Source organism: Streptomyces vastus, assembly GCF_039532825.1.
GTDB lineage: Bacteria > Actinomycetota > Actinomycetes > Streptomycetales > Streptomycetaceae > Streptomyces > Streptomyces vastus.
Genome location: NZ_BAAASJ010000019.1, coordinates 87,217 through 109,669, shown reverse-complemented (window position 1 = coordinate 109,669; position 22,453 = coordinate 87,217). Strand labels below are relative to the sequence as shown.

Below are 22,453 nucleotides of genomic sequence, written 5' to 3'. Positions count from 1 at the left end.
GGGCCTGTGCGGTTCCGGCACCAAGGGCACAGGCGTGTCACGCCCTGGAACTCACTCAGGAGATCACTCGTCCAGGTCCGGCAGCCGCGCCGCGGACGGGCTGATGCGGTCGCCGTGCTGGTCGAAGACGAAGAGGTGGGCGAGGTCGACGAGCAGGGGGATCTGCATGCCGAGGCGGAGTTCGATGTCGGGGGTGGTGCGGACCACCAGGTCACCGGGGAGGCGGCTCTCCTGCGCTGTCGGTGCCGGCTGGTCGGGCTGCGCGTCGTGCGGGTCGTCCAGGACCACGACCGGGCCGGCGCGCCGGGCGCCCGCGCGCTCCCGGAGGCGGTCCAGGACCGTGCCCTCACGGCGGCGGCGACGGATGGCGCGGGCGGGGTAAGGGGCCTCCAGGTCCGGCACGACGGCGGGCTGGGAGCCGGTGTTGAAGTGGACGAGGACCTCGTGCCCCTGGAACTCCATGTGCTCGACCAGGCCGCTGATGGGCACCTCTCCGGGACGTGCGGCGGCGGGCTTGGCGATGCGGATCGCCTCAGAGCGCAGCCCGACGATGACCTCGCGGCCCTGCTGGACGCGCAGCAACTGGTGGTCCAGGGACAGAGGTTCGGGCAGGCGCAGGTATTGGCGGCCCAGGTTGATGGACATCGCGCCGTCGATCGGGGCACGGACCAGGCCGCGCAGCAGGTTGATGCGCGGCGTGCCGATGAAGGCGGCGACGAAGACGTTCCGGGGCAGCGCGTACACCGAGCGCGGGGAGCCCACCTGCTGGAGCACGCCGCCGCGCAGTACGGCGACCCGGTCGCCGAGCGACATGGCCTCGGCCTGGTCGTGAGTGACGTACACCGTCGTGACGCCGAGCTGCCGGGTCAGCGTGGAGATCTCGGCCCGCAGGTGGTTGCGGAGCTTGGCGTCGAGGTTGGACAGCGGTTCGTCCATGAGGAAGGCGGTGGGCTGGCGCACTATGGCCCGGCCCATGGCCACGCGCTGGCGCTCGCCGCCGGAGAGCTGGCGGGGGTAGCGGTCGAGGAGGTCCTCGATGCCGAGCATGCGGGCCGTCGCGTCCACGCGGGGGCCGCGGTCCTCACCGGGGCTCTCGATGCGCAGCGGGAAGCCGATGTTGCCGCGGCTGGTCATGTTCGGGTAGAGAGCGAAGTTCTGGAACACCATCGCCATCTCCCGCTCCGATGGCTGCAGATCGTTGGCGTGCTCGCCGTCGAGCAGCAGATCGCCCTCGGTGATCTCCTCGAGGCCGGCGATCATCCTGAGCACGGTGGACTTGCCGCAGCCGGACGGCCCGAGCAGCACGAGGAATTCGCCGGGCGCGATGTCGAGCGAGAGCCGGTCCACCACGCGGACGCCCCGCGTATAGGCCTTGCTCACGTGGCGCAGAGAGATGGCGCGTGTCATGGCAGATGCCCCCGAGGGCTTGCTGAGCGCTGATGCTTCGCTGTCGGAGGTCCCGGGCGGGTCGCACGGGACCTTTGAGTCACGGGAATCGCACGCGACTTGAGTCACGGAAATTAACGGACCGCACACGTCGGGGGGAAGACCCTGCCGGGATCGAATGGTCCCGTCCCGGCAGCTGAGAAAGCGGACTGACTGATTCAGCCCGCGGTCCGGCACGCACCGGGGGGCATGGGCCGCGGGCGTGGAGGGCGCCAGAGTCACGGAGCTGGGATGAGCAAGATCGTCCGGCGGATGTGGGAAGCGCCTGCTGGGAGTGCGGCGGCGCGTACCCGATCTCTCCCTGGGTACCCGGGAGACCAAGAGCCCAACGAGTATCACGTTGGGAGGAAGCAGATGATCTCCGACTTGGTATTGGTGCCCGCAAGCGGGGCCCCGCTCGCTGGCGATCTGGTCGTCCCCGGCCCGGTGCGGTCGGTGGTGGTCATCACCGAAGGCAGTAGCAGCTCCCGGGGCAGTTCGCGCGACCGCGCGCTCGCCGATACGTTCCACCGGGCAGGAATGGGCACACTTCTCCTTGATCTCCTCACCGAACTGGAGAAGCGGGAAGACGCACGCTCGGCCCGGCATCTCTTCGACATCCCGTTCCTGGCCCAGCGGCTGGTGGCTGCCATCGACTGGCTGGAGCAGCGGCCGGAGACCGCCCATGTCCCGTTGTGTCTGTTCGGTGCCGATACATCGGCCCTGCTGGCGGCTGCCGAGCGGCCCCAACGCGTCTCGGCAGTGGTCATCCGAGGCGGGCGTCCCGACCTGACGTACGACTTGCTGCAGCGCGTCCAGGCCCCGGTGCTGTTCGTGGTCGGCGGCGACGAGACGGACGTGCGAATCAACCAGGAAGCTGCCGGAAAGCTCAGCGCGCCGAGCCAGATCCACGTCGTGCGCGGTGCAACGCATCTGTTCCATGAGCCAGGTGCCCTTGAGGATATTGCCACTGCGGCTCGGCACTGGTTCGTATCCCACTTGGAGAGCGGACGTCGCTCAGGGACAGGCCCGTGACGGTTGAGGCGGTACCTTCTGCAGGCCGCCCCAACCGTCACAGACCTGCGATCAGGCGGTGGTACGGAACGGACCGGTCAGCTCGTAGGTGATACCCCCGGAGGAGCTGCCGCTCGTACCGCTCTGGCTGGAGAAGTACAGCCGTTTTCCGTCGGGCGAGAAGGCCGGGCCGCAGATCTCCGAGCCGGACTGGCCGGCGATGCGCAGGAAGGGGGCCACGATGTCATCGGGGGTGATGATGCAGATCTCCATGTTGCCGCCGTCCTCGGCGACGCGTTGGACCAACTCTTCCTGGCCAACCGGTGGGCAGATGACGAAAACCGCTCGACGTGGCCGGAGAAGGGTGCCTACGATCCCTGCCGCGGCATCGCGTGTCGGTCACCGGTCGGGTGAGGCATGGAGGTGCCGCGGAGATGCCTGTGGAGGCATTGACCAGTGTCAGTCGAGTTCAACCACACCATCGTTCTCACCCGTGACCGGGAGAAGTCCGCTCATTTCCTCGCCGAGCTCCTGGGCCTTGCGGTCGGTGAGCCGGCCGGGATGTTCCTGCCGGTGACGACCGCCAACGGCGTCACGCTGGACTTCGCGACCGTCGACATCGACATCCCCGTGCAGCACTACGCGTTCCTCGTCTCCGAGGAGGAGTTCGACCAGGTGCTCGGGCGCCTCGTGGCCGCCGAGGTTCCGATCCAGGCCGACCCGCACGGCAGGTACCCGCGCCGGATCAACCGCAACGACGGCGGGCGGGGCGTGTACTTCCCGGATCCGGCCGGACACGGCCTGGAGGTCATCACCCGCCCGTACGGCACTGATCCGTCCTCTGAGCTGAACGGCGTCACGGAAGAGGTGCCGGGAGCCGTCGGCGGCTGACCGCCGCACGGCTGGATGACATCGTGCGGGCGCGGTCAGTGACGGACCGCGCCCGCACGACGCGGTGTCGGCGGCGTCAGGCCTGCGTGAAGGAGGGGACGAAAGGCGTGCAGACGGCATGGTGGCCCACGTGGACCTTGCGGCTGGTGTTGACGAACGTGGCGTGGCCACCCAGGAGTTCGCTGCCGCGCCCCTCTCGGGCGTAGATCGGGGTCAGGCGGATACGCGCCCTCGGCAGCAGGCACAGCTGCCTGCTCCGGGGGTGGAGGAACTCCACGTCGAACCGGTCGCTGTCGACCAGGTCACTGATCACGAAACGGGAGCCGGTGGCCTCGGGGCGACCCGGGACCTGGCCGGCGGCGGCCGCGTCCAGCGCGCTGCGCCAGCGGCCGGCCGAGTGGTCGCCGAAGAAGACGCCCCGGCTTCCCCAGGTGAACTCCGAGGCGTCGGAGTCGATCACCTTCAGCACTTTCTCGCGGCCACACGCCTTGAGCTGCTCCACAAGCGCCGGGTCGGGCCTGGCCGGCAGCACCAGCGACCGAGGGACGCAGGTGCGGAGCACGGTCATGGTCTGCGCACCGAGCCGCCCGGCGATCGCGGACTCCAGGGCAGGGTCCCAGACCAGCGAGAGCAGGGCTTTGGTGCCGAAGCCGTGGAAGAGAGGGTTGATCAGCCGGTCCGCCGCCGCGAAGATCTCCCGGCGGAGTCGCTCCCCGTACTGCCGCAGCTCTTTGACGTAGCAGAAGCGCCAGCCGCTGCGCCCGTCGTCACGGAAGCGGGAGAAGAACTCCACCTCCACGGGGCGGCCGAACTGCTCCCGCATCCGGCAGGCGGCGAGTTCGTTCTCCGGCCGGTACGTCGGGTACTGGTCGTCCATCCAGATCCGCTCGATCCCGCGCCGGTGGAAGGCCCGGAACAGTTCGCCGGCACCCACGCCGTACGCTCGCTCGAAGGCGTGCATCTTTCCGACGTTGCCGAAGGCCTCCTCGATCTCCGTCACCTGCGGCACGCTCTGGCTCACGACGACATCGAGCCGGAACAACTCGATGCGGCGGTCCAGGTCGCGACCGCGCAGATCCTCGGGCACACCGATGTCCAGAGCGGCCCGGACGTGTGGATCCCCCTCCGCGTACAGGTCCTGCGCCGTGTCGCACAGCGCGAAGACGGCCGCCCCCAGCCGCTCGAGCTGCCGTGTCAGATCCGGCCCGAGCGGAAAAGGGTGCGCGGCAACGAGCCAGGGAGCACGCTCCGGGTCGGATCCGCCGTACCGCACCTTCAGCGCGACGAGCGCGCCCTCGGCGTGCAGCGCCGCTCCGAGCCGGTCGGGGTCCTGCGCGGCAGGCACGTACACGACACCGGCCAGGTCGCGCCGCAGCTCTGCCCGCGCGAAGGCCTTCACACAAGAACCCTAAGTCCATCGGCGTGACGAGGGCCACGGCAGCAGGAGCCTCGGCCGGGCGGCAGTAAGCCGTATGGCGGCCCTGCTCGCGACGGGGGCGCACCACGCAAGGAAGGTGGGGAGGAAGCGTAATTCCCTGGGTGAAAGGCCGATCCGATGTCGAAATACCTCTTCAAGGTCAAGTTGACCGTGGATGGACTGCACGGACTGCTCAAGGAGGGCGGTACTGCACGCCGCGAGGTCGTCGATCGCATGGTCCAGAGCCTCGGTGGCCGGGTCGAGTCGATGTACTGGGCCTTCGGCGACGAAGACGCCTACGTCACCGTGGACCTGCCCAGCAACACCTCTGCCGCGGCCATGGGCCTGATCACGTCGGCGGCCGGTGGCGTACGCACGAGCACGGTCGTCCTGCTGTCGCCCGACGAGATCGACGATGCGGTCCGTCAGAAGGTGGACTACCGCGCGCCTGGTGCGTGACGCACCGCTCCTCGAACGGCTATGGCCAATGAAGGCGGTGGCATGCGGTGCCGCACGTCGTTGTGAGCGCGTTGAGCCATCCCGGGCTGATCCGCGTCCGGAACGAGGACAGCCTTGTCGTCGGCCCGTGGACGTTGCCCTGTACCGTGACCGAAAATCCGCAGACGCTGGTGTTCCCGCTCGGTACGCCTCTGGTCGTCGCGGTCGCCGACGGCATGGGCGGGCATCCCGGGGGAGAGGTGGCGAGTGCTCTCGTCACCCACCGGCTCGCGGTGACAGGCCCTGTCCTGAGCAGCGAGGACGCCGTCCGTGATGCGCTGCGCACGTGCAATCGTGAGATCTACGAAGCGGCAGGCGTCCACCGCGACGATCTCGCCACCATGGGCACAACCGTCGCAGGTGTGGTCGTGATGCCCGAATCGCTGCTGGCGTTCAACGTGGGCGACAGCCGGGTCTTCGCCGCCCCGCAGGACGGACTGCGCCAGGTGAGCGTGGACGACAACCCGCCGCTCGAACCGGGGCAGCGCACCACCTCCCGGCTGACGCAGTCGCTCGGCGGCGCCCTGAGGTACCGCGAAGTCACCCCTCACCTGACGACCTCGCGCCTGGCGCCCGGCGACCGGTATCTCATCTGCACCGACGGCCTGACCGACCCACTGCCGGACAACGTCCTCGACGGCCTGTTGCGGGAGCACGACGACGCCCGTGCCGTCTTTGAGCTGTGGAAGGCCGCCATCGAGGCAGGCGGCCCCGACAACATCACGCTCGCCCTCGTACGCATCTCGGACGATCAGCCGTTCCACGCATAACGCTCTCGGAGACCACGCGGAGACCCACAGACCAACAGGGGAACCGGACCAAGCCACCGCGCTGTCTTCGCAGACACCATCCGATTTGCCGGTACGGGGGACTTCTGATGAGGCGTGTACGAGCATCGGTCTGGGCTGCGGCCCTGGCGCTGACTGCGGGAAGCCTTCTTGTGGGCTGTTCTCAGGAGTACGACGACAAGCGGGGCATGGGCGACGCCCCGGTGCAGGGCAGCAAGGGTGACGACAGTCCGGCCGAGGTGTACAACATGCCGGACGGCTTCGGGAATCTCGCCACCAAGTGCGTGGGGCACGGCTTCCGCGCGTATGTCACGACGAACGCCGGCGCTCCGTCGAACGTCCAGATCGTCGAGGACAAATCATGCGCGGGCTGAACATGACGGCAGGGCCGCAGTCGGGGAAGCGCCGCCTGAGGCGTTGTCAGCGCCGTCGACGGCCGGCGCAAGCGGGCGTCGCCACCTGCGGTGCGCTGCTGCTTGCCGTCCTGCTCACCGGCTGTTCGCAGGCGCACGACGACGAGCGGGGGAAGGGCGACGCCCCGGTGAAGGGAAGGGCGGGCGAGGACAGCGCGGCGGAGGTCTACAACTTCCCGGACGGCTTCGGAAACCTCGCCACGAAGTGTGTCGGGGACGGCAAGCGGGGCTACGCCACCACAAAGTTCGAGCAGGCGGAGGACAAGGACGACGTCGTGATCATTCCCGCGAACGCGGTGATCGTCGACGACCCGGAATGCTCGGCACCGTGACGGAAGCCGCTGTCTCCTACCGCTGATCGAGTGGTGAGGCCCCCGCGACGGGCGTACCGTCGAACGGTGGAAGCAGGAGTGGACGGAACCGCTCGCTGATCCCTCGCGAGGGTTCGACCTCCGGGGGTGCGACACGCCATGACCAGCAGCCCGCAGCCGGCCCCTTCAGCGCAGGCCACCAAGGAAACCGGCGGTGGCGGAAACGCGATGGCTCTGCTGGTCATCGCGTCCTGTCAGCTGATGGTGGTCCTGGACATCACCATCGTGAACATCGCGCTGCCGCACATTCAGCGCTCTCTGGAGTTCTCCACCACCAGCCTGTCCTGGGTGGTCAACGCGTACACCCTCACCTTCGGCGGGCTGCTGCTGCTCGGCGGCCGGACCGGTGACATCCTCGGCCGGCGGCGCGTCTTCATCTTCGGCGTGCTGCTCTTCGTGCTCGCCTCGCTGCTCGGCGGGCTCGCCCAGAACGCCGGCCAACTCCTCGCCGCGCGCGCCCTCCAGGGCGTCGGCGGTGCCATCGCGTCCCCGACCGCCCTGTCCCTGGTCAGTACGACCTTCCGCGAAGGCCCCGAACGCAACCGGGCCTTCGGGGTGTTCGCCGCGGTCTCGGCAGGCGGCGGAGCCATCGGCCTGCTCGCGGGCGGAGTCCTCGTCGAGTGGCTGAACTGGCGGTGGGTGCTCTTCGTCAACGTCCCCATCGGGCTGCTCATCGCCCTCGCCATACCCCGCTGGATCAGGGAGTCCGAACGCCACCCCGGCCACTTCGACATCGTCGGTGCGCTGACGTCCACCGTGGGTATGGTGCTGCTGGTCTACGGATTCATCAGGGCCGCGCAGGACGGCTGGCGGGACGGGCTCACGATCGCCTCGTTCGCGGCGGCCGTCGTCATCCTCACGGTGTTCATCCTGATCGAGAGGCAGTCCAGACAGCCGATCACGCCCCTGCACATGTTCGCCGACCGTAACCGCGCGGGCACCTACGGCATGATGCTGTGCCTGGCCGCCGCGATCTTCGGCATGTTCTTCTTCCTCACGCTCTTCACACAGAACGTGCTGGACTTCAGCCCGCTGCAGACCGGTCTCGCCTTCCTGCCGGTCAGCGCGGTCATCGCGATCGGCGCCGGGCTGGCCTCACGGTTCCTGCCCAGATACGGCCCCAAGCCCTTCATGGTCGTGGGCGGGATCCTGGCGGCGACCGGCCTTGCGTGGCTGACCCAGACCGACGTCCACTCCACCTACGCGGGCAGCGTCCTCGGCCCGATCCTGGTCTTCAGCCTGGGGATGGGCATGGAGTTCGTCTCGCTCACGCTCATGGCGCTCTCCAACGTCCCCACGCACGAGACCGGCGCCGCCTCCGGACTCCTCAATGCCACCCAGCAGGTCGGCGGCTCGCTCGGCCTGTCCATCCTGGTCACGATGTTCGGCACGGCCAGCGGGAACGAGGCGGACAAGCAGGTTCCTCGGTTCCTGGAGCAGGCGACCCCGGCCGAACGCCTGCGGTTCGAGCGCACCGGGGACCTCCCGCCGCCCTGGGCCGACGAGGTCCTCACCGCCGGTGCCTCGGCTGCCTTCATCATGGCGGCGATCTTCGCCGTGCTCGCCGCACTGATCGCCGTCGTGGTCATCCAGGTCCGCCCCTCCGACCTGGAACGCCTGGGCGGGAAGGGCCTCGGTCCGGTCTGAGACCGAGGCCCTTCAGGGTGGGACATTCAGCGGTACGAGGGTCAGCGGTACGAGACCTTCAGGCCGCGCAGTCGCCCGATGTTGTCGAACGATCCGAAGCCCACCCTGCCGGAGGCGAGCGTGTTGTCGACAGCGGTCATCAGCGGACGTTTCGAGCCGTCGACGTAGACCGCGATCTCACCGCTGCTGGCACAGCGCACCACCCGCACCTTGTGCCAGTCGCTGTCGGTGATGGCCGGTGGGGCGCCCGTCCTGCCGTTCCACTGGTCCTCGATCCGGAGCCGGTCGGCGTCGTCGACCACGAAGATGCCGTTGTGCGGATAGATGGTGTTGTCCGTCGACAGATGGGCGTAGGAGAACTTCGTGTCCGACTGGTAGTCGAAGACGATGATCACGTCCCGGTTGGTGATCTCGACGGGAGTGTCGATCCGGACCTCTGCGTCGATCCGTACGGAGCCCAGAGCCGCCGGGCCCGCGGTCAGTACGGCGTACTCGAAGGGGCGGCGCGGGCCGGGCCGCTGGACCCCGGGCTCGGCGAGGACGGCCTCGTGGCCCGGGAACCGCCACTTCGACGGGGTGACAGGAGCCCAGTTCCGTCCGGCCATGACATGGCTGAGCGTGGAGCCCCCCGTATGGCAGGAGGCGAACATCCGGGTCCCGGTGACCTTCCAGATCTTGCCGTTGGCTTTGGAGAGCAGATACAGCTCGCCGTCCGCGTCCTGCCCGAAGCGCAGGTCGACCCGGGTGTCCCCGGCCAGGTCCCGCATGGTGACGCGCTTGCCGCTCGCGTCGTACAGCATCAGGTCGTAGAGCTGGGCCAGTTCCTTCTCCCCGCGCCGCATGTCCAAGGCGTCGGCGAAGAGCAGACGGCCGTCGACGATGTCCCCGAAGACGTACTTGCCGCGCAGCTCGGGCAGGTCGTGGCCGCGGTAGACGAAGCCGCCCACGATGGCGCGGCCCACGTCGGAGGTGCAGTTCCAGTCGGCGGGCGGGTCGTGGTCGTAGGCGGCGACGGGATAGGTGTAGGCGTACTTCTCGTCGTCCTCGGGGAGCGGGAGCATCTGGTCGCAGGGATCGGCGGCCGTCTTGTCGAAGACGAACGCGCCTTCGCGTTCGCTCCAGCCGAAGTTGTCGCCCGCGCGCACCTCGTAGACGGATTCGACGGCGTGCTGTCCGATGTGACCGAGGTACATGCGCCGGCTGCCACCGGTGTCCCAGCTGAAGCGGTGCGGGTCGCGCATGCCGTACGCGTAGATCTCGCCCAGTGCGCCGGGGGTGCGGGTGAACGGGTTCCGGGCCGGGATGCCGTACTTGCCGTTGGCGCTGTTCGTGCCGCGTGGGTCGATGCGCAGGATCTTGCCGTGGGGGAGGGAGAGGTCCTGCGGCTCGGTGTTCCTGAAACCTTGGCCGCCGTCGCCGACGGCGACATAGAGGAGCCCCTGATCGGGACTGTGGGACCGGGCGTTGGGGTCGAAGTCGATCTGCTGGATGCCGTGGATCCGGCCCGCGAAGCCGATGCGCAGGACCTCGCGGCGGCTGCCCTGGAAGGTGTCGGCCGAGGGGTCTTTGGCGGTCCACTCGGTGATGATGCCGTGGTAGTTGGTCGTCGCCTGCTGCCGGAAGTCGGGTACGGCGGCGGTGGCGGAGGCCAGTTCGGTGTGGACGGTGTAGAAGCGGCCGTTGCGCTTGAAGCCCGGGTCGAAGGTGACGAACCCGAAGCCCTGGCCGAGGCCCTGGCTGGCGAAGAAGGCGGGGGAGAAGGTGGCGGCGATGTCGAGATAGACCTGCGGGCTGCCGCTGTCCTCGACGAGATACAGCTTGCCGTTGAGGTCGGGGACGGCCTTCCGGCCCGAACCGTCGGGGAGTTCGCTCAAGTAGTTGATACGGGCGTGCCGTACCAGCCGTGGATCGGTGACCGGGCCGGGCGGCGGCTCGGTCTTCGGGAAGGAGGCGTACTCCTCGACGGTCAGCCCGATACCGGAGGTGGCGGGCCGCTCGGGGATGGGGTCGGTGATGGGTTCGGCCGCGGCGTGCGCCGTGCCGGGCAGGATGACGAGGGCCGACAGCAGTAGGGAGAGGACGAGGAGAGGGGCCAGTACGAGGGTTCTCGGTCTGGCGCCGGGGGATGTGGTCATCGGTATCACTCCTTTGGTGCGCTCAGCGCCGACCGGAGTCCGACAGGTGGTACTGAGCCCGTATCCGGTCGCCGTCCACGGCACGGTTGAGGAACATCAAGCTGTCCATGCGGCAGTCGCAGGGATTGCGTTCACCGGTGTTCTGCGGAAAGCTCCCGCCGATCTTGATGCCCCGGGGATCGGTCGGTGAGGCCCGGTGCGGTCCGGGTCCCGAGAGGTCCCAGGGGTCGCCGGGGACGGTGTAGAAACCGTCCAGCCGCTGCCCGTTGCGGTAGAGTGCCATGGCTCCGGTGTCGAAGTCGAATGTGGCGGCGAGGAACACCCACTCACCGTCCGGCAGCAGGGTCCGCCAGTCCCCGGACGCGGCGAAGGTCTGGGAGCTCGCCCCGTCGATGCGCCGGCCGAGGGCGACCAGCCGCAGTTCGCCGTTCACCTCGATGATCTCCAGCAGCCCGCGGACCGCGTGGCCGTCGGAGTCCCCGGACAGTACGCCTGCCAGGCCGACGGCGTTGTAGTAGTCGTCCGGGGAGGCGGTGTTGCTGTTCCGGCCCGGGTTCGGACCGGTCGCCTTGAACCAGCCCATGACGGTGATCCCCTTGGCGGCGTTGAAGGCCCGCAGGCTCGGCACGCCCGAGGCCCCGTACACGCCCGCCTTCCAGTCGTCGTTGCCGGCCGCCTCCGGATTCACCTGCCGCACCTGGAGCGAGGTCCGGCTGCCCCGGTGCGCCCCGTCCCGCGTGCGCATCGCCGCACCGCCGCCCACCAGGTCGATGTCGGTGCGCGAGAAACCCTGGTCCCGCTCCCTCGCCGGGTTGCCGCGCACCGGGTGCTCGAAGTCGTAGTACGCCGCCAAGTGCGGGCGCAGAGAAGGGTGTACGGCACCGCGGTCCGCCCCGGCTTCGGCAGGTGCCGCGGCCAGTGCGGTCAGGGCCGTCAGGAAGCCGGCGAGAGCCACCGCCGTGTTCCGCCTGCGTTGCGTGAACATCCACTCGCTCCTTTGCGAGGCGTGTCTACGAGGCGTGTCAGCGGCGTGCGGGCCGGCCTCCGAGATAGAGCTCGCCCAGTTGCGGATCGGCGAGCAACTCCCGTGCAGGGCCCGAGACATGGACCCGGCCGAGGTCGAGGACGCAGCCGGTGTCGGCGGCCTCCAGGGCGCGCCGCGCGTTCTGTTCGACGAGCAGGACAGCGGTGCCCGCATCCCGCATCCGTACGATCTGCTCGAAGACGACGCCGGTCGCCTTGGGGTCGAGCCCCATCGACGGTTCGTCGAGCAGCACCACCCGGGGCTTGACCATCAGCGAACGCGCGAACTCCACCTGCTTCTGCTGGCCTCCGGAGAGCAGCCCGGCCAGGCTCGTCCACCGCTCCCCGACGACCGGGAAGAGGTCCCGTACGAACTTCACCCGCTCGGCGATGAGTTGCTTGTCCCGGAGGGTGTAGCCGCCGAGCAGTACGTTCTCGGCGACCGTCATCTCCCGGAACACGCTGTGTCCTTGGAGCACGTGGGCGACTCCGGCGGCCAGCATCCGCTGAGGTCCATGGCCGGTGAGGTCCTGGCCGTCGACGAGAACCCGGCCCGAGCGCGGGGCGAGGAGTCCGCTGGCGACCTTCAGGACGGTGGACTTTCCCGCTCCGTTCGGCCCGACCAGACAGACGATCGCCCCGGCGGGGACCTGGACGGTCAGCCCGCGCAGCACGAGGGCCGCCCGGCCGTATCCGGCCCGTATGTCGTCGAGTTCGAGAAGGAACGGGGAGTCAGGGAGTGCAGAGTCAGGAGATGCAGGGTCAGTGTCAGACGCCAAGGTATGCCCCGAGGACTCGTTCGTCGGACTGGATCACGGAGGGCGGGCCCTCGGCTATCGGCCTGCCGCGGTCGAACACGACGACGTGGTCGCTGAGACTCATGACCAGGTCCATGTTGTGCTCGACGATCAGGAAGGTGCGTCCCTCGGCGTTGAGTTCGCGCACCAGGTCGCAGATGCGGTCGATGAGCGCCGGGTTGACCCCGCCCGCCGGCTCGTCCAAGAGGATCAGTTCGGGCTCGCTCATCAGCACACCCGCGAGTTCCAGCAACTTCTGCTGCCCCCACGAGAGTTGGCGTGCCTCGGCCCGCTCCAGGTGCTCGATGCCCATCCGCGACAGCCAGCCACGGGCCCGCTCGGTCTCCTCCCTCCGGCCCGCGCGGGCGAGCTGCCCCGCGAGGGTGGACGGCTGTACGGCGGCGAGCAGGTTGTCGAGCACGGTCATCCGCGGGAAGACGCGGCACAGTTGAAAGGAACGTCCGATGCCGGCGCGGGCGATCCGGTGCGGAGGCTTTCCGGTGATGTCGCGCCCGCGGTAGGTGGTACGGCCGGCATCCGCGCGGATCATCCCGGTGACGCAGTTGAAGAAGGTGGTCTTGCCGGAGCCGTTGGGACCGATCAGGGCGTTGACCTTGCCGTGGTGGAAGGTCACGGCGGCGGAGTCGAGCGCGGTGACACCGCCGAAGGCCTTGCTGAGGCCGACGGTTGCCAGACTCGGCCGAATCCCCGGCTCAGCCGCCGCTTCCGCTTCGCTCACTGTCCCTCACCTCCGAACCGTCCGTTGCGTCGCTTCCGTCGTTTCCGTCGCGCTGGTTTCCGTGCCGCTCCTTCAGCTCGGCGGCGGTCACCTCGCGAATGGAGGTCTCATCGGCCTTGCGGAACCGGCCAAACAGCGCGCTGCCGGCCGGGAGGACCCCGTCCGGCATGAACATCACGACGACGCCCAGCAGCAGCCCCGCCACGACCAGATGCAGAGGAGTGTCGCCGTACTCGACCTTGGAGTACTCCAGGGCGTACCCGACGATCACAGCGCCGAGCAACGGCCCGTACAGATGGCGTACGCCTCCCATCAGCGCCATCAGCACCATGTACGCCCCGCTGAGAATGGAGAACTGGAAGACCGGGTCGAGATCGCCGAACCAGAGTGCGTAGAGCCCGCCGGCCAGCGAGGTGAAGGCGGCGGAGACCACGAAGACCACGAGCTTGTATGTGAAGGTAGGCGTGCCGAGGGACTGCGCTTTGTCCTCGTCCTCACGGATCGCCTTCAGACCCATGCCGAACCGCGAACGGTCGATGATCCACCAGGTCAGCAGGGCCACCGCGAGCAGCGCGGCGAACAGGAAGTAGAAGGTCCGGTGGTGCTCGGAGCGCAGCATGCCCGGGAACGGCCGCGGTACGACCAGTCCCCGGGAGCCGCCGGTGAAGGAGGCCCAGCTCTGGAAGACCAGCAGCAGGATGAGGACGAGGGCGATGGAGACGATGACGAACGAGGCGCCGCGCACGCGCAGGGCGGCATAGCCGACCGGCACGGCGAGCGCGCCCACCAGTGCGGCTGCCACGAACAGCGCGGCGAACGGCGGGAGTTCGGCCTTCGTGACCAGCAATCCCGTCCCGTAGGCGCCGAGTCCGGCGAAGGCACCGTGCCCGAGCGAGATGTAGCCGGTGAAGCCGCCGACGAAGTTCCAGGAGGTGGACAGCACCGCGTAGTTGAGGATGGCGATGCCCACGGTGATCTCGTACGGGCTCGGGGCCATCGACGGGAAGGACAGGGCGACCGCGACGGCGGCCAGCAGGGCGCCGACGTGCAGCAGTGTGCTCGTACGCAACCTGCCCGCCCGGAACGGGGTTTCAGAACCTCTGCGCAAGCCGCCCCCCGAAGAATCCCTGGGGCCGGAAGGCCAGGGTGGCGAAGAGCGCGACGTAGAAGACGGTCTGCGCCCAGGTGGTGGAGAGCTCCAGTTGGAGCAGGCTCTGCAGCATGCCCAGTGTCATGGCGGCGATGGCGGCTCCTGGCACGCTGCCGAGTCCGCCGACGACGATGATGGCCATCAGTGGGCCGATCCAATGCCAGTGCAGTGACGGGTAGATGGTGGTGTCGAGGGCGAGTGCCGTGCCGCCGACGGCCGCCGTGGCGAGGCCGAGCCCGAAGCCGTAGCCGGCGATCCGGTCGGTGTCGATGCCGAGCAGCTGGGCGGCTTCCCGGTGCTGGATGGTGGCGCGCAGCGCCTGGCCGAACCGGCTGTGCTTCATCAGCACATAGAGCCCCAGCAGGGCGAGCGCGGCCATACCGAAGGCGATCAGCTTGACCGCCGCGATTCTCGCCCCCAGGAACTCGAAGCCGGCCGAGCTGTAGCCGAGCCGGATCCGGCGCTGGGTGCCGCTGAAGGCGTACCCGAGGAGGCCTTCGATGGTCAGGGCGACCGAGAAGGTGAGCAGCACCGACATCATGGTGAGGGTCGCGGGGCGGAGCCGGGTGAGCAGCAGCCGCTGCATGGCGACGCCCGCCGCGAAGAACAGCGGCACGGTGACGACCAGGGTGAGCAGCGGATCGATCCCGGTCTCCCGGTGGGCGTACCAGGCGAGATAGGCGGCGAGGATCAGGAATGCGGAGTGGGCGATCATCACGACGCGCATGACGCCGAAGTAGAGGGTCAGGCCTGCCGCGAGGAGGGCGTAGAGCCCTCCCAGCAGCACGCCCAGGACGACGCTCTGGAAGACGAGGCTCGCGGAGGGCACGCCGGCCTCACCACGCCGGCTTGGGGTGGATCAGATCGGCTTCCTTCTGTGCCTCCGGGAGCACGATCTGGATCTCACCGTCGACCCACTGCTGGATCATGTGCGCGCTCTGCGGGCGGCCCTTGTCGTCCCACTTCAGCGGTCCGACGACGGTCTCCACCTCGTTGCCGCGCAGCCAGTCGACCAACTTGCTCTGGCATTCGGGGTCCTGGGAGGCACAGTCGGCGGCCTCGACGGCCGCCGCGACCACCTGTCCTGTGGTGTAGGCGTTGGCCTCGTCCTCCTCCGGGGCCTTGCCGAACTGCTTCGTGTACTTCTCGACGAACTCCTTGTTGCTCGGATAGTCGGCCTTCTGTGTGTAACCGGTGGGCGCGAGGATGCCCTCGGTCTTGTTGCCGATGGCCTTCGCGAACTCCGGTTCGGTGGGCGCGGTGGAGAAGGCGGCCATCTTCGGCTGGTAGTTGAGCTGTTGGAGGGCGACGATCAGATTGACGCCGTCCTGGTACTGCGAACCGCCCACCACCATGTCCGCCTTCGAGTCGGCGATCTTGGCCGCGATGCTGCCGAAATCGGTGGTGTTGGGCGGATAGACCTCGTCGACGACGGTCTTGATGCCGCCCTTCTCCAGCTTCTCCTTGAGTCCGTACGCGGTTCCCTGGGCGAAGGGGTCGTCCATGGCGGCGTACGCAACCGTCTTGGGACGCTCGTTGGCCGGCAGCGCGAGGATGTAGTCGGCCAGGTGGTTGTAGTGGTCGTTGGCGACGGCAGGCGCGGCGTAGAAGAGGTTCTTGAAGCCCTGGTCGAAGACCTCCGGCGCGGCTCCCGCCGGTTCGACGAAGAGCATGCCGTACTCCTCGGCAACGCGGGCGGAGGGGACGACGAGCCGGGTGGAGAAGGGGCCGAAGACCAGGTCGACTTCGTCCCGGCCGATCAGCTGCTCGTAGTCGGAGACGACGCGGTCGGCATTCGACTGGTCGTCGAGGATCTTCAACTCGACCTTGCGGCCGAGGAGCCCGCCCTTGTCGTTGACGATCTTGGCCCAGGCCTTGTAGCCGCGTTCGACGCCCTTGCCGGGTTCGGAGAAGTCACCGGTGAGGGGTAAGGAGACACCGATCACGATAGAGTCATCGGATGAATCTCCGGAACCGGAACCACCGGCGCAGCCGCTGGCGGCGATCGCCAGGGTGAGTGTGCCTGCGGCGATTCTCCCTTGTAGACGGCGTGTTGGTCTCATCGATGGACACCCCTCATCGGCTGGACACCCGCATGGGCTGGCCGGAATCCGTGGTGCACGAAAGCGCTTTCGGGGGAGCTTTCATACTATGTAAGCCGTGTCCCACCGGTCTGGACAACAGTCGTGCACGTATCAGTTGTCCTTCGTGTGGCGTTGGCGGGCGTGCTGTCCGTGAGTGCGTCGAAGGGGGCGGCCACTCCCAGGACAGAGGCAACGCACGAGTCGTGAGTACGGCTTCAGGATCTCGATCGCCGACCGCAACTGGGCCGGTTTCGTGTGGAGTTGTTGCGTTCCCCGGCGCGCTGGTCCACGGTGTTGTCTCTGCAGGCCGCCGAAGAGGGGGGACCTCGTGCGAAGACGGCGTTTCATCAGTGGAGTGATCGGTGCCGGGGCGGGGATGGGGCTCGTCTCGGCGAGCGGTGGGGCTGCCGGGGCTTCCTCGGGTGACCTGGTCCGCGACACGGGCGCCTTCGGCCAGGGCATGCAGGAGGCCCACGAGTGGCAGGCCGTCGTGGCGCCGGAATGCGCGGAGGCCGCCCAGCTGGCCGACCTGGCCGCCGCGGGGCCCGCACTCGCCTGGGCGGTGGGGGAGGAAGGACGCTCCGGCAGAACCCGCGGGACGCCGCTGGCCCTGGTGTGGGACGGCGAGGCGTGGGCGCGTATCAGCCTCGCCCATCTGGGATTCAGCGGCTCCCTCAACTCCGTCGCCGGCACATCGGCCGGCTCTGCCTGGGCCGTGGGCACCGACGCCGTCGGCGCCGCTCATCTCCTGGCGTGGGACGGGCGTACGTGGCAGGAAGCCGAGTTCCCCGGGCGGGGGGCAGCCGGAACTCTTCTCACCGATGTCGCGGTGGGCCCCGACGGCCATGCTTGGATCTCCGGGCGGAACGGCGACGGCTCTGTGCTGCTGCACGGTGACGGCAAGAGCTGGACGTGGTCCGCGCCCCTCCCGAGCGGGTCCGGAGCCACCGCGTGGGGCGTCCGTGTCACTCCCGGCGGCGAGGTCTGGGTGTACGACAGCGGACTCGTCGCTCGCTGGGACGGCGACGCATGGACCGAGTTGCCTCCGCCCGGCGGCATACGCGCCACTGTCACCGGGCTGCTCCCTGTGGCCGACGACGACATCTGGCTCACCGGCTACGCCTACGGAGTAGGCGGTCCCGCGGGCAAGCCTCCGGCAGTCACCCTCTTCCACGGGGACGGCAGCACGTGGCGCAGCATCACGACGCCGTTCACCGTCGGCATGCTCACCGGCATCGTCTGCGACGAGCAGGGACGGCCGGACCGCATCTCGGGCTGGGACTTCTGGGACCAGACCCGAGCCCACTACCTGCGGTGGGACGGCGGGGCCTGGGTGAGCGAGCGCGGTCCGGCCGCCACGACTCCCGTGGTGGTCAACGCCCTTGTCGCCGTGCCCGGTTCCGGTGGGTACTGGTCGGCCGGCACCACGTCGTCCTCGCCCTACCCGCCTGCGCAGGTGCGCATCGAACGGTGACAGGGCCGCCGTTGGGCACAGCGTGCGGATGATTCCTGTGAGCGCACGACAAGCGGGGCACTCCGGCACCAACCTCATACGCCGCGGTCTCGGTGGGCGGCGGAGCCATCGGCCTCCTTGTGTGAATCGGAGGCGTGGATTCGGCAGCTGTGCGTTCTCGTGCCTGCCAGGGCCGCGCGCTCTTATCCTGGTGAGTGGTGTCCGGCTCGCTTCGGGCGAGGAGGGAGGCACCGTGTCCGAGGAGACCACTGGCAGCGGACAGGCGGCCCCGCAGGCGTTCTGCCACGAGATCGAGCAGGCGAGGAACGCGGTCGCCCGTGAGGCCTGGGCCGAGGCGTATGCCGCCTTGCGTGACCTCGGCCAAGACCAGCTGACTCCTGACGACCTTGCCGCGCTCGCTGACGCCGCTTGGTGGACCAGCCGTGTTCCGGAATCGATCGAGGCACGGACGGCGGCCTACTCGGGTTATGCCGCGGCGGGAGCCGACCGCCGGGCCGGGTACTGCGCCTGGATGCTCTTCTACGAGCATCAACTGGCGGGCCGTACGGCAGCGGCAGCGGGCTGGCTGCACCGGGCGCGCCGCCATCTGAGCGGCGAGCCCGAGTGTATCGAACAGTGCTATCTCGCCTGGGTCGAGGCAGAGGAGGCGCAGCGGCGTGGCGCGTTCGGCGAGGCCATGAGCAGCGCGCGCCGGATGGCCGACATCGCGGAGCGCTGCGGCAGCGCCGATCTGCTGGCCATGAGCATCGAGGCGCAGGCGAGTGTCCTGCTGGCCCAGGGACGGATCGCCAGTGGGCTCGACCTGCTCGACGAGGTCATGTGCTCGGTGATGGCGGGCGAGCTCAGTCCGTTCTTCACCGGGTGGATCTACTGCCTGGGTCTTCAGCAGTGCATGGCCTGCGCCGACCTGGAACGCGCCGTCGAGTGGACCGACGCCGCGATGGCCTGGTGCGCGTCGATGCCCGCGGAGAACAACTTCCGGGGACTGTGCCGCGTCCATCGGGTGGAAGTGCTCGAGCTGCGCGGTGACTGGCCCGCCGCGGAGAGCGAGGCGACCGTGACCTGCCGGGAGCTGCTGCCGTATGAGGCCCGGATGGCCGCCGAGGCGTTCTATCTGGCCGGTGGTATCCAGCGGCGGCGCGGCGACCTGGCCGCGGCCGAGGCCTCCTACGAGCGCGCCCACGAACTGGGCCGGGAGCCGCAGCCGGGCCTTGCCCTGCTGCGGCTCGCCCAGGGCAAGGCCACCACAGCGTCCGCCGCCCTGCGGCTCGCCCTCGCCGGGGAGGACGGCGGAGGACCCGGCCGCCTCGAGCGCTGTCGGCTGCTGGCGGCTCAGGTGGAGGTCTGTCTTGCCCTCCGTCAGATGGATGAGGCTCGCACGGCGGCGGGCGAACTGGCGTCGACCGCGCGCGAGTGGCAGCAGCGGCGTGAGTCAGGGACGACCGTGCTGCACGCGACCGCCGCGCGGGCGAGCGGCGCGGTGGCACTGGCCGAGCGCGACCTCGACCGCGCGCGGCCCCTTTTGCGGCGGGCGCTGTCCCTGTGGCAGGAACTCGGTGTCCCGTACGAGGCGGCTCAGGTCCGTATGACACTCGCCGCCGCCGACCGGGCGGCGGGGGACGACGAAGGCGCACGGCTGGAGCTGCAGGCCGCGCACGCGGCCTTCGAGCGGCTGGGCGCGGAGCCCGACGCGCGGCGGGCGGCAGCCCTGCTCAGCGCAGTGCGGGATCAGCTCCCGGGCCGGCTCACCGAGCGGGAGGCCGAGGTGCTGCGCCTTGTCGCCGTCGGCCGGACCAACCGGTCCATCGCCTCCGAGTTGATGATCAGCGAGCACACCGTCGCGCGACACCTCAACAACATCTTCGCCAAGCTCGATGTGCCGTCGCGGGCCGCGGCCACGGCGTACGCCTACACGCACGGCCTCGCCTAGGCCAGGCCTCCAGGCCTGGCTCCGCATCCGACCGGCCGCATGGGCTGTTCTTGCCATACCCGTCCCGGCGACATGGGCCGTTCGGGCGATGAGCGGAGACAGGCTCTGTGCCTACAACGGTGCCGTACTCCTTCCCCGACCACACGGAAAGCCGGTGGCGGCCATGACTACCTACACACCCGCCCTCGAGGAGACGCTGACGCAGCGACTGAGGGAGGCAGTCCGGGGCAAGATCATCGAGCCCGGGGACCCGGACTATGACGAGGCGCGCACCGTCTACAACGCGATGCACGACAAGCGGCCGGCGATCATCGTGCGGGCCGCCGACGCGGGCGACATCAGGGCCACCGTGGACTTCGCCCGGGACCACGAACTGCTGCTGGCCGTGCGCGGTGGCAGCCACAGCGTCCCCGGCTACGGCACCTGCGACGAAGGTGTCGTACTCGACCTCGGCGCCATGCGCGGGATCCGGGTCGATCCCGAGAGGCGCACGGCTCGGGCCGAGGGCGGCTGCACCTGGGCCGACTTCAACCACGCCACGCACGCCTTCGGCCTGGCCACCACCGGCGGAGTCGTCTCCACCACGGGAATCGGCGGGCTGACCACCGGAGGTGGCATGGGCCATCTGGCCCGGCGGTGCGGGCTGGCCTGTGACAACCTGATCTCCGTCGACCTGGTCACGGCCGATGGATCATTCGTGACCTGCACCGACGAGCACAACGCCGACCTGATGTGGGCCGTACGCGGCGGAGGCGGCAACTTCGGGGTCGTCGCATCCTTCGAGTACCGGCTGCACCCGGTGGCCGACATTCTCGGCGGACCGACGTTCTATCCGCTCGACGGTGACGTGATAGGGGCCTACCGCGAACTGATCGCCGATTCCGCCGAGGAGTTCAACGCCCTGCTGGTCGTCGGGCTCGGTCCGCCGCTGCCGTTCCTGCCGGAGCGCTGGCACGGTCGGCCGATGTGCGGGGTGCTCACGTGCTTCAGCGGCCCCGAGGACGAGGACGACCGGATCCTGGCCCGGCTCGCCGGCCTCGGCCCGGTCGTGGGACAGCACGTCGCGCGCATGCCGTACCCCGTGATCAACACGCTCTTCGACGAGCTGCTGCCCGCCGGCCTTTACCACTACTGGAAGGGCTCCTTCAGCAGAGGCCTGCCCGACGGTGCGATCGACGCCTACACCGAGTACGGCGCGACCACGCCCACCATCCAGAGTGCGACGGTCGTGTTCCCCATCGACGGTGCCTGCCATCGGGTGGGCCCCGAGGAGACCGCGTTCGCCTACCGCGACGCCGACTTCTCCACCGCCCTCAGCCCCACCCTGCTGACCCGCGCCCAGTGCGAGGCGAACATCGACTGGGCGCGCGCCTTCGCAGCAGCACTGGAGCCGTACTCGACGGGGGGCGGCTACGTGAACTTCATGGACGCCGACGACCAGGACCGGGTGCGAGCCAACTACCGGCAGAACTATGACCGCTTGGCGTCGCTCAAACGGCGCTACGACCCCGGCAACCTGTTCCGCCTGAACCACAACATCGCTCCCTGAGAGGTCGCTTGACGTCGGCCTCCCCGGGGCGCTGTCAGGACGAGTAGACGGCAGCCTCCTCGGAGGTCGCGGCGATGCCGTTCGCGCCGTTGAAGATCTGCCGGCCCCAGCTGGTGAGCTGGTTCGGGTCGAAGTTCGTGACCATGTCCAGGTACTAGACTCCGCCTCCGTTGCCGCTCCAGGACCAGCCGAGGTAGCCGAGCCCGAGCTGCCGGGCGGTGGCCAGAATGGCGTCCTCGTCGGGGTTGCCGTCCGAGTGGTCGTGGCCGAACTCGCCCACCACGATGGGGAGTTTCGCGGCGGCGAAGCGGTTCAGGTAGTCGCCGACCTCGGCGGCGGTGTCGAAGACGCCGTACATGTGGGTGGAGAAGATCGTGTTGGCGTCCGGATCCGCGGCGAAGACCGAGGCGGCGTTGTCGCGCATGGTCAACGCCCAGTCCTGGCCCCAGTTGGGCGCGTCGACCATGATCGTGTGGTCGAATCCGGCGCCCCGGAGTTTCTGGATCGCCGCCTTGGTGTCGGCCGTCCAGTTCGCGTAATTGGTGTTCCCGTACGGCTCGTTGCCGATGTTGACGATGACGTAGTCCTCTTGGCCGGTCAGGGCGCTCTGCACGCTGATCCAGTAGTCCGCGGCCCGCGAGAGCGTGACGGCTCCGCTCTGTTCGCCGTAACCGGTCGTGTCGTGGACTTCCAGGACGCAGATGAGCCGGTTCTGCTTGCACTGGCTGACGACGTTCGCCACATCGGCGGTGTCGTTACGGGTCCACCGGTCACCGCTGGAGAGAACGACACGTACGGTGTTGGCGCCCTTCGCCTTGATGTGCGCGAGGGAGCTGGTCCGGTCCGGATACCAGGTGTGGGCGTGGTTGACGCCCCGCATCACGAAGTCGTTCCCGGACGCCTCCTGCAGCCGGCCGCTCTCGATGCGGAAGCCGGTGGGGGCGGCATGAGCCGGGGCGCTGAGGCCGAGCAGGGGGAGGAGCAGGGCGGCGACAAGGCCGAGAACCGGAACGAGCCGTAAGGGTATGTGGCGGGTGCTGCGCATGGTGTTCCCTTCCCCGAGTGAGGTGGGAGCGCTCCCGATTCATCAAGCCATTGTTGTCAGTGA

General features: G+C 69.0%; 20 protein-coding genes and 1 pseudogene. 10 read left to right on the top strand and 11 right to left on the bottom strand.

Annotated elements, in window-relative coordinates; genetic code table 11:
- Positions 1-63: 63 nt before the first annotated feature.
- On the bottom strand, positions 64-1,407 hold the full coding sequence (locus ABD357_RS07900) for an ABC transporter ATP-binding protein (protein ID WP_344388528.1): 1,344 nt from the start codon (positions 1,405-1,407) through the stop codon (positions 64-66).
- Between the two features lie 270 nt (positions 1,408-1,677).
- Here ABD357_RS07900 and ABD357_RS07895 point away from each other — a divergent pair, with 270 nt between their 5' ends.
- Positions 1,678-2,460 (top strand): dienelactone hydrolase family protein, encoded by a 783-nt coding sequence (locus ABD357_RS07895; RefSeq protein WP_344388527.1) that lies wholly within the window; start codon positions 1,678-1,680, stop codon positions 2,458-2,460.
- A 51-nt stretch (positions 2,461-2,511) separates the two neighbouring features.
- Here the strand turns inward: ABD357_RS07895 and ABD357_RS07890 are convergent.
- Positions 2,512-2,733 (bottom strand): annotated as a pseudogene (locus ABD357_RS07890) (translocation protein TolB); the annotation flags it as partial.
- Between the two features lie 162 nt (positions 2,734-2,895).
- Here ABD357_RS07890 and ABD357_RS07885 point away from each other — a divergent pair.
- A complete protein-coding gene (locus ABD357_RS07885; RefSeq protein WP_344388525.1) occupies positions 2,896-3,330 on the top strand; it encodes a VOC family protein in 435 nt (144 codons plus the stop codon).
- 76 nt (positions 3,331-3,406) lie between these two features.
- Here ABD357_RS07885 and ABD357_RS07880 read toward each other — a convergent pair whose 3' ends face one another.
- On the bottom strand, positions 3,407-4,729 hold the full coding sequence (locus ABD357_RS07880) for a hypothetical protein (protein WP_344388524.1): 1,323 nt from the start codon (positions 4,727-4,729) through the stop codon (positions 3,407-3,409).
- A gap of 156 nt (positions 4,730-4,885) precedes the next feature.
- On the opposite strand from ABD357_RS07880, the gene ABD357_RS07875 reads away from it, so the two are divergent.
- The 5 genes from ABD357_RS07875 (at position 4,886) to ABD357_RS07855 (ending at position 8,464) form a co-directional block, all read left to right on the top strand.
- Positions 4,886-5,206 carry a GYD domain-containing protein gene (locus ABD357_RS07875; protein WP_344388523.1) on the top strand — a complete coding sequence of 107 codons (321 nt, stop codon included), beginning with the start codon at positions 4,886-4,888 and terminating at the stop codon, positions 5,204-5,206.
- 47 nt (positions 5,207-5,253) lie between these two features.
- Entirely contained in the window at positions 5,254-6,015 is a 762-nt protein-coding gene (locus tag ABD357_RS07870; protein ID WP_344388522.1) for a PP2C family protein-serine/threonine phosphatase, read from the top strand.
- A 107-nt stretch (positions 6,016-6,122) separates the two neighbouring features.
- On the top strand, positions 6,123-6,407 hold the full coding sequence (locus tag ABD357_RS07865; RefSeq protein ID WP_344388521.1) for a hypothetical protein: 285 nt from the start codon (positions 6,123-6,125) through the stop codon (positions 6,405-6,407).
- Complete coding sequence (locus ABD357_RS07860) at positions 6,395-6,778, top strand: hypothetical protein (protein WP_344388520.1); 384 nt, start codon at positions 6,395-6,397, stop codon at positions 6,776-6,778. Before ABD357_RS07865 ends, ABD357_RS07860 begins: the two co-directional genes overlap by 13 nt.
- A gap of 138 nt (positions 6,779-6,916) precedes the next feature.
- Positions 6,917-8,464: an MFS transporter gene (locus ABD357_RS07855; protein WP_344388519.1), complete on the top strand. Its 1,548-nt coding sequence runs from the start codon at positions 6,917-6,919 to the stop codon at positions 8,462-8,464.
- 41 nt (positions 8,465-8,505) lie between these two features.
- On the opposite strand, the gene ABD357_RS07850 is transcribed toward ABD357_RS07855, so the two are convergent.
- From ABD357_RS07850 to ABD357_RS07820, 7 genes are read right to left on the bottom strand one after another with little or no spacing between them, the layout of a single operon-like run.
- Positions 8,506-10,599 carry a PQQ-dependent sugar dehydrogenase gene (locus tag ABD357_RS07850; protein WP_344388518.1) on the bottom strand — a complete coding sequence of 698 codons (2,094 nt, stop codon included), beginning with the start codon at positions 10,597-10,599 and terminating at the stop codon, positions 8,506-8,508.
- A 22-nt stretch (positions 10,600-10,621) separates the two neighbouring features.
- Positions 10,622-11,584 carry a hypothetical protein gene (locus ABD357_RS07845; protein WP_344388517.1) on the bottom strand — a complete coding sequence of 321 codons (963 nt, stop codon included), beginning with the start codon at positions 11,582-11,584 and terminating at the stop codon, positions 10,622-10,624.
- A gap of 37 nt (positions 11,585-11,621) precedes the next feature.
- Positions 11,622-12,401, bottom strand: coding sequence for an ABC transporter ATP-binding protein (locus ABD357_RS07840; protein WP_344388516.1), 780 nt, complete (start codon positions 12,399-12,401; stop codon positions 11,622-11,624).
- The gene (locus tag ABD357_RS07835) at positions 12,391-13,158 is read right to left on the bottom strand and encodes an ABC transporter ATP-binding protein (protein WP_344388515.1); all 768 of its coding nucleotides are present in this window, start codon (positions 13,156-13,158) and stop codon (positions 12,391-12,393) included. The genes ABD357_RS07840 and ABD357_RS07835 overlap by 11 nt, the downstream gene beginning before the upstream one ends.
- Complete coding sequence (locus ABD357_RS07830; protein ID WP_344388514.1) at positions 13,133-14,227, bottom strand: branched-chain amino acid ABC transporter permease; 1,095 nt, start codon at positions 14,225-14,227, stop codon at positions 13,133-13,135. Before ABD357_RS07830 ends, ABD357_RS07835 begins: the two co-directional genes overlap by 26 nt.
- Before the next feature lie 22 nt (positions 14,228-14,249).
- Complete coding sequence (locus ABD357_RS07825; RefSeq protein WP_189322697.1) at positions 14,250-15,137, bottom strand: branched-chain amino acid ABC transporter permease; 888 nt, start codon at positions 15,135-15,137, stop codon at positions 14,250-14,252.
- 7 nt (positions 15,138-15,144) lie between these two features.
- Positions 15,145-16,254 (bottom strand): amino acid ABC transporter substrate-binding protein, encoded by a 1,110-nt coding sequence (locus tag ABD357_RS07820; RefSeq protein WP_344388512.1) that lies wholly within the window; start codon positions 16,252-16,254, stop codon positions 15,145-15,147.
- A gap of 466 nt (positions 16,255-16,720) precedes the next feature.
- Between ABD357_RS07820 and ABD357_RS07815 the strand changes: the two genes are divergently transcribed.
- The 3 genes from ABD357_RS07815 to ABD357_RS07805 all read left to right on the top strand — a co-directional run bounded on the left by ABD357_RS07815 (position 16,721) and on the right by ABD357_RS07805 (position 21,345).
- Positions 16,721-17,866, top strand: a complete 1,146-nt coding sequence (locus tag ABD357_RS07815) for a ligand-binding sensor domain-containing protein (protein WP_344388511.1) — start codon at positions 16,721-16,723, stop codon at positions 17,864-17,866.
- Between the two features lie 232 nt (positions 17,867-18,098).
- Entirely contained in the window at positions 18,099-19,796 is a 1,698-nt protein-coding gene (locus ABD357_RS07810) for a LuxR C-terminal-related transcriptional regulator (protein WP_344388510.1), read from the top strand.
- 163 nt (positions 19,797-19,959) lie between these two features.
- Entirely contained in the window at positions 19,960-21,345 is a 1,386-nt protein-coding gene (locus ABD357_RS07805; RefSeq protein ID WP_344388509.1) for an FAD-binding oxidoreductase, read from the top strand.
- Positions 21,346-21,499: 154 nt separating this feature from the next.
- On the opposite strand, the gene ABD357_RS07800 is transcribed toward ABD357_RS07805, so the two are convergent.
- Positions 21,500-22,390: a glycoside hydrolase family 5 protein gene (locus ABD357_RS07800; RefSeq protein WP_425584762.1), complete on the bottom strand. Its 891-nt coding sequence runs from the start codon at positions 22,388-22,390 to the stop codon at positions 21,500-21,502.
- Positions 22,391-22,453: the final 63 nt, after the last annotated feature.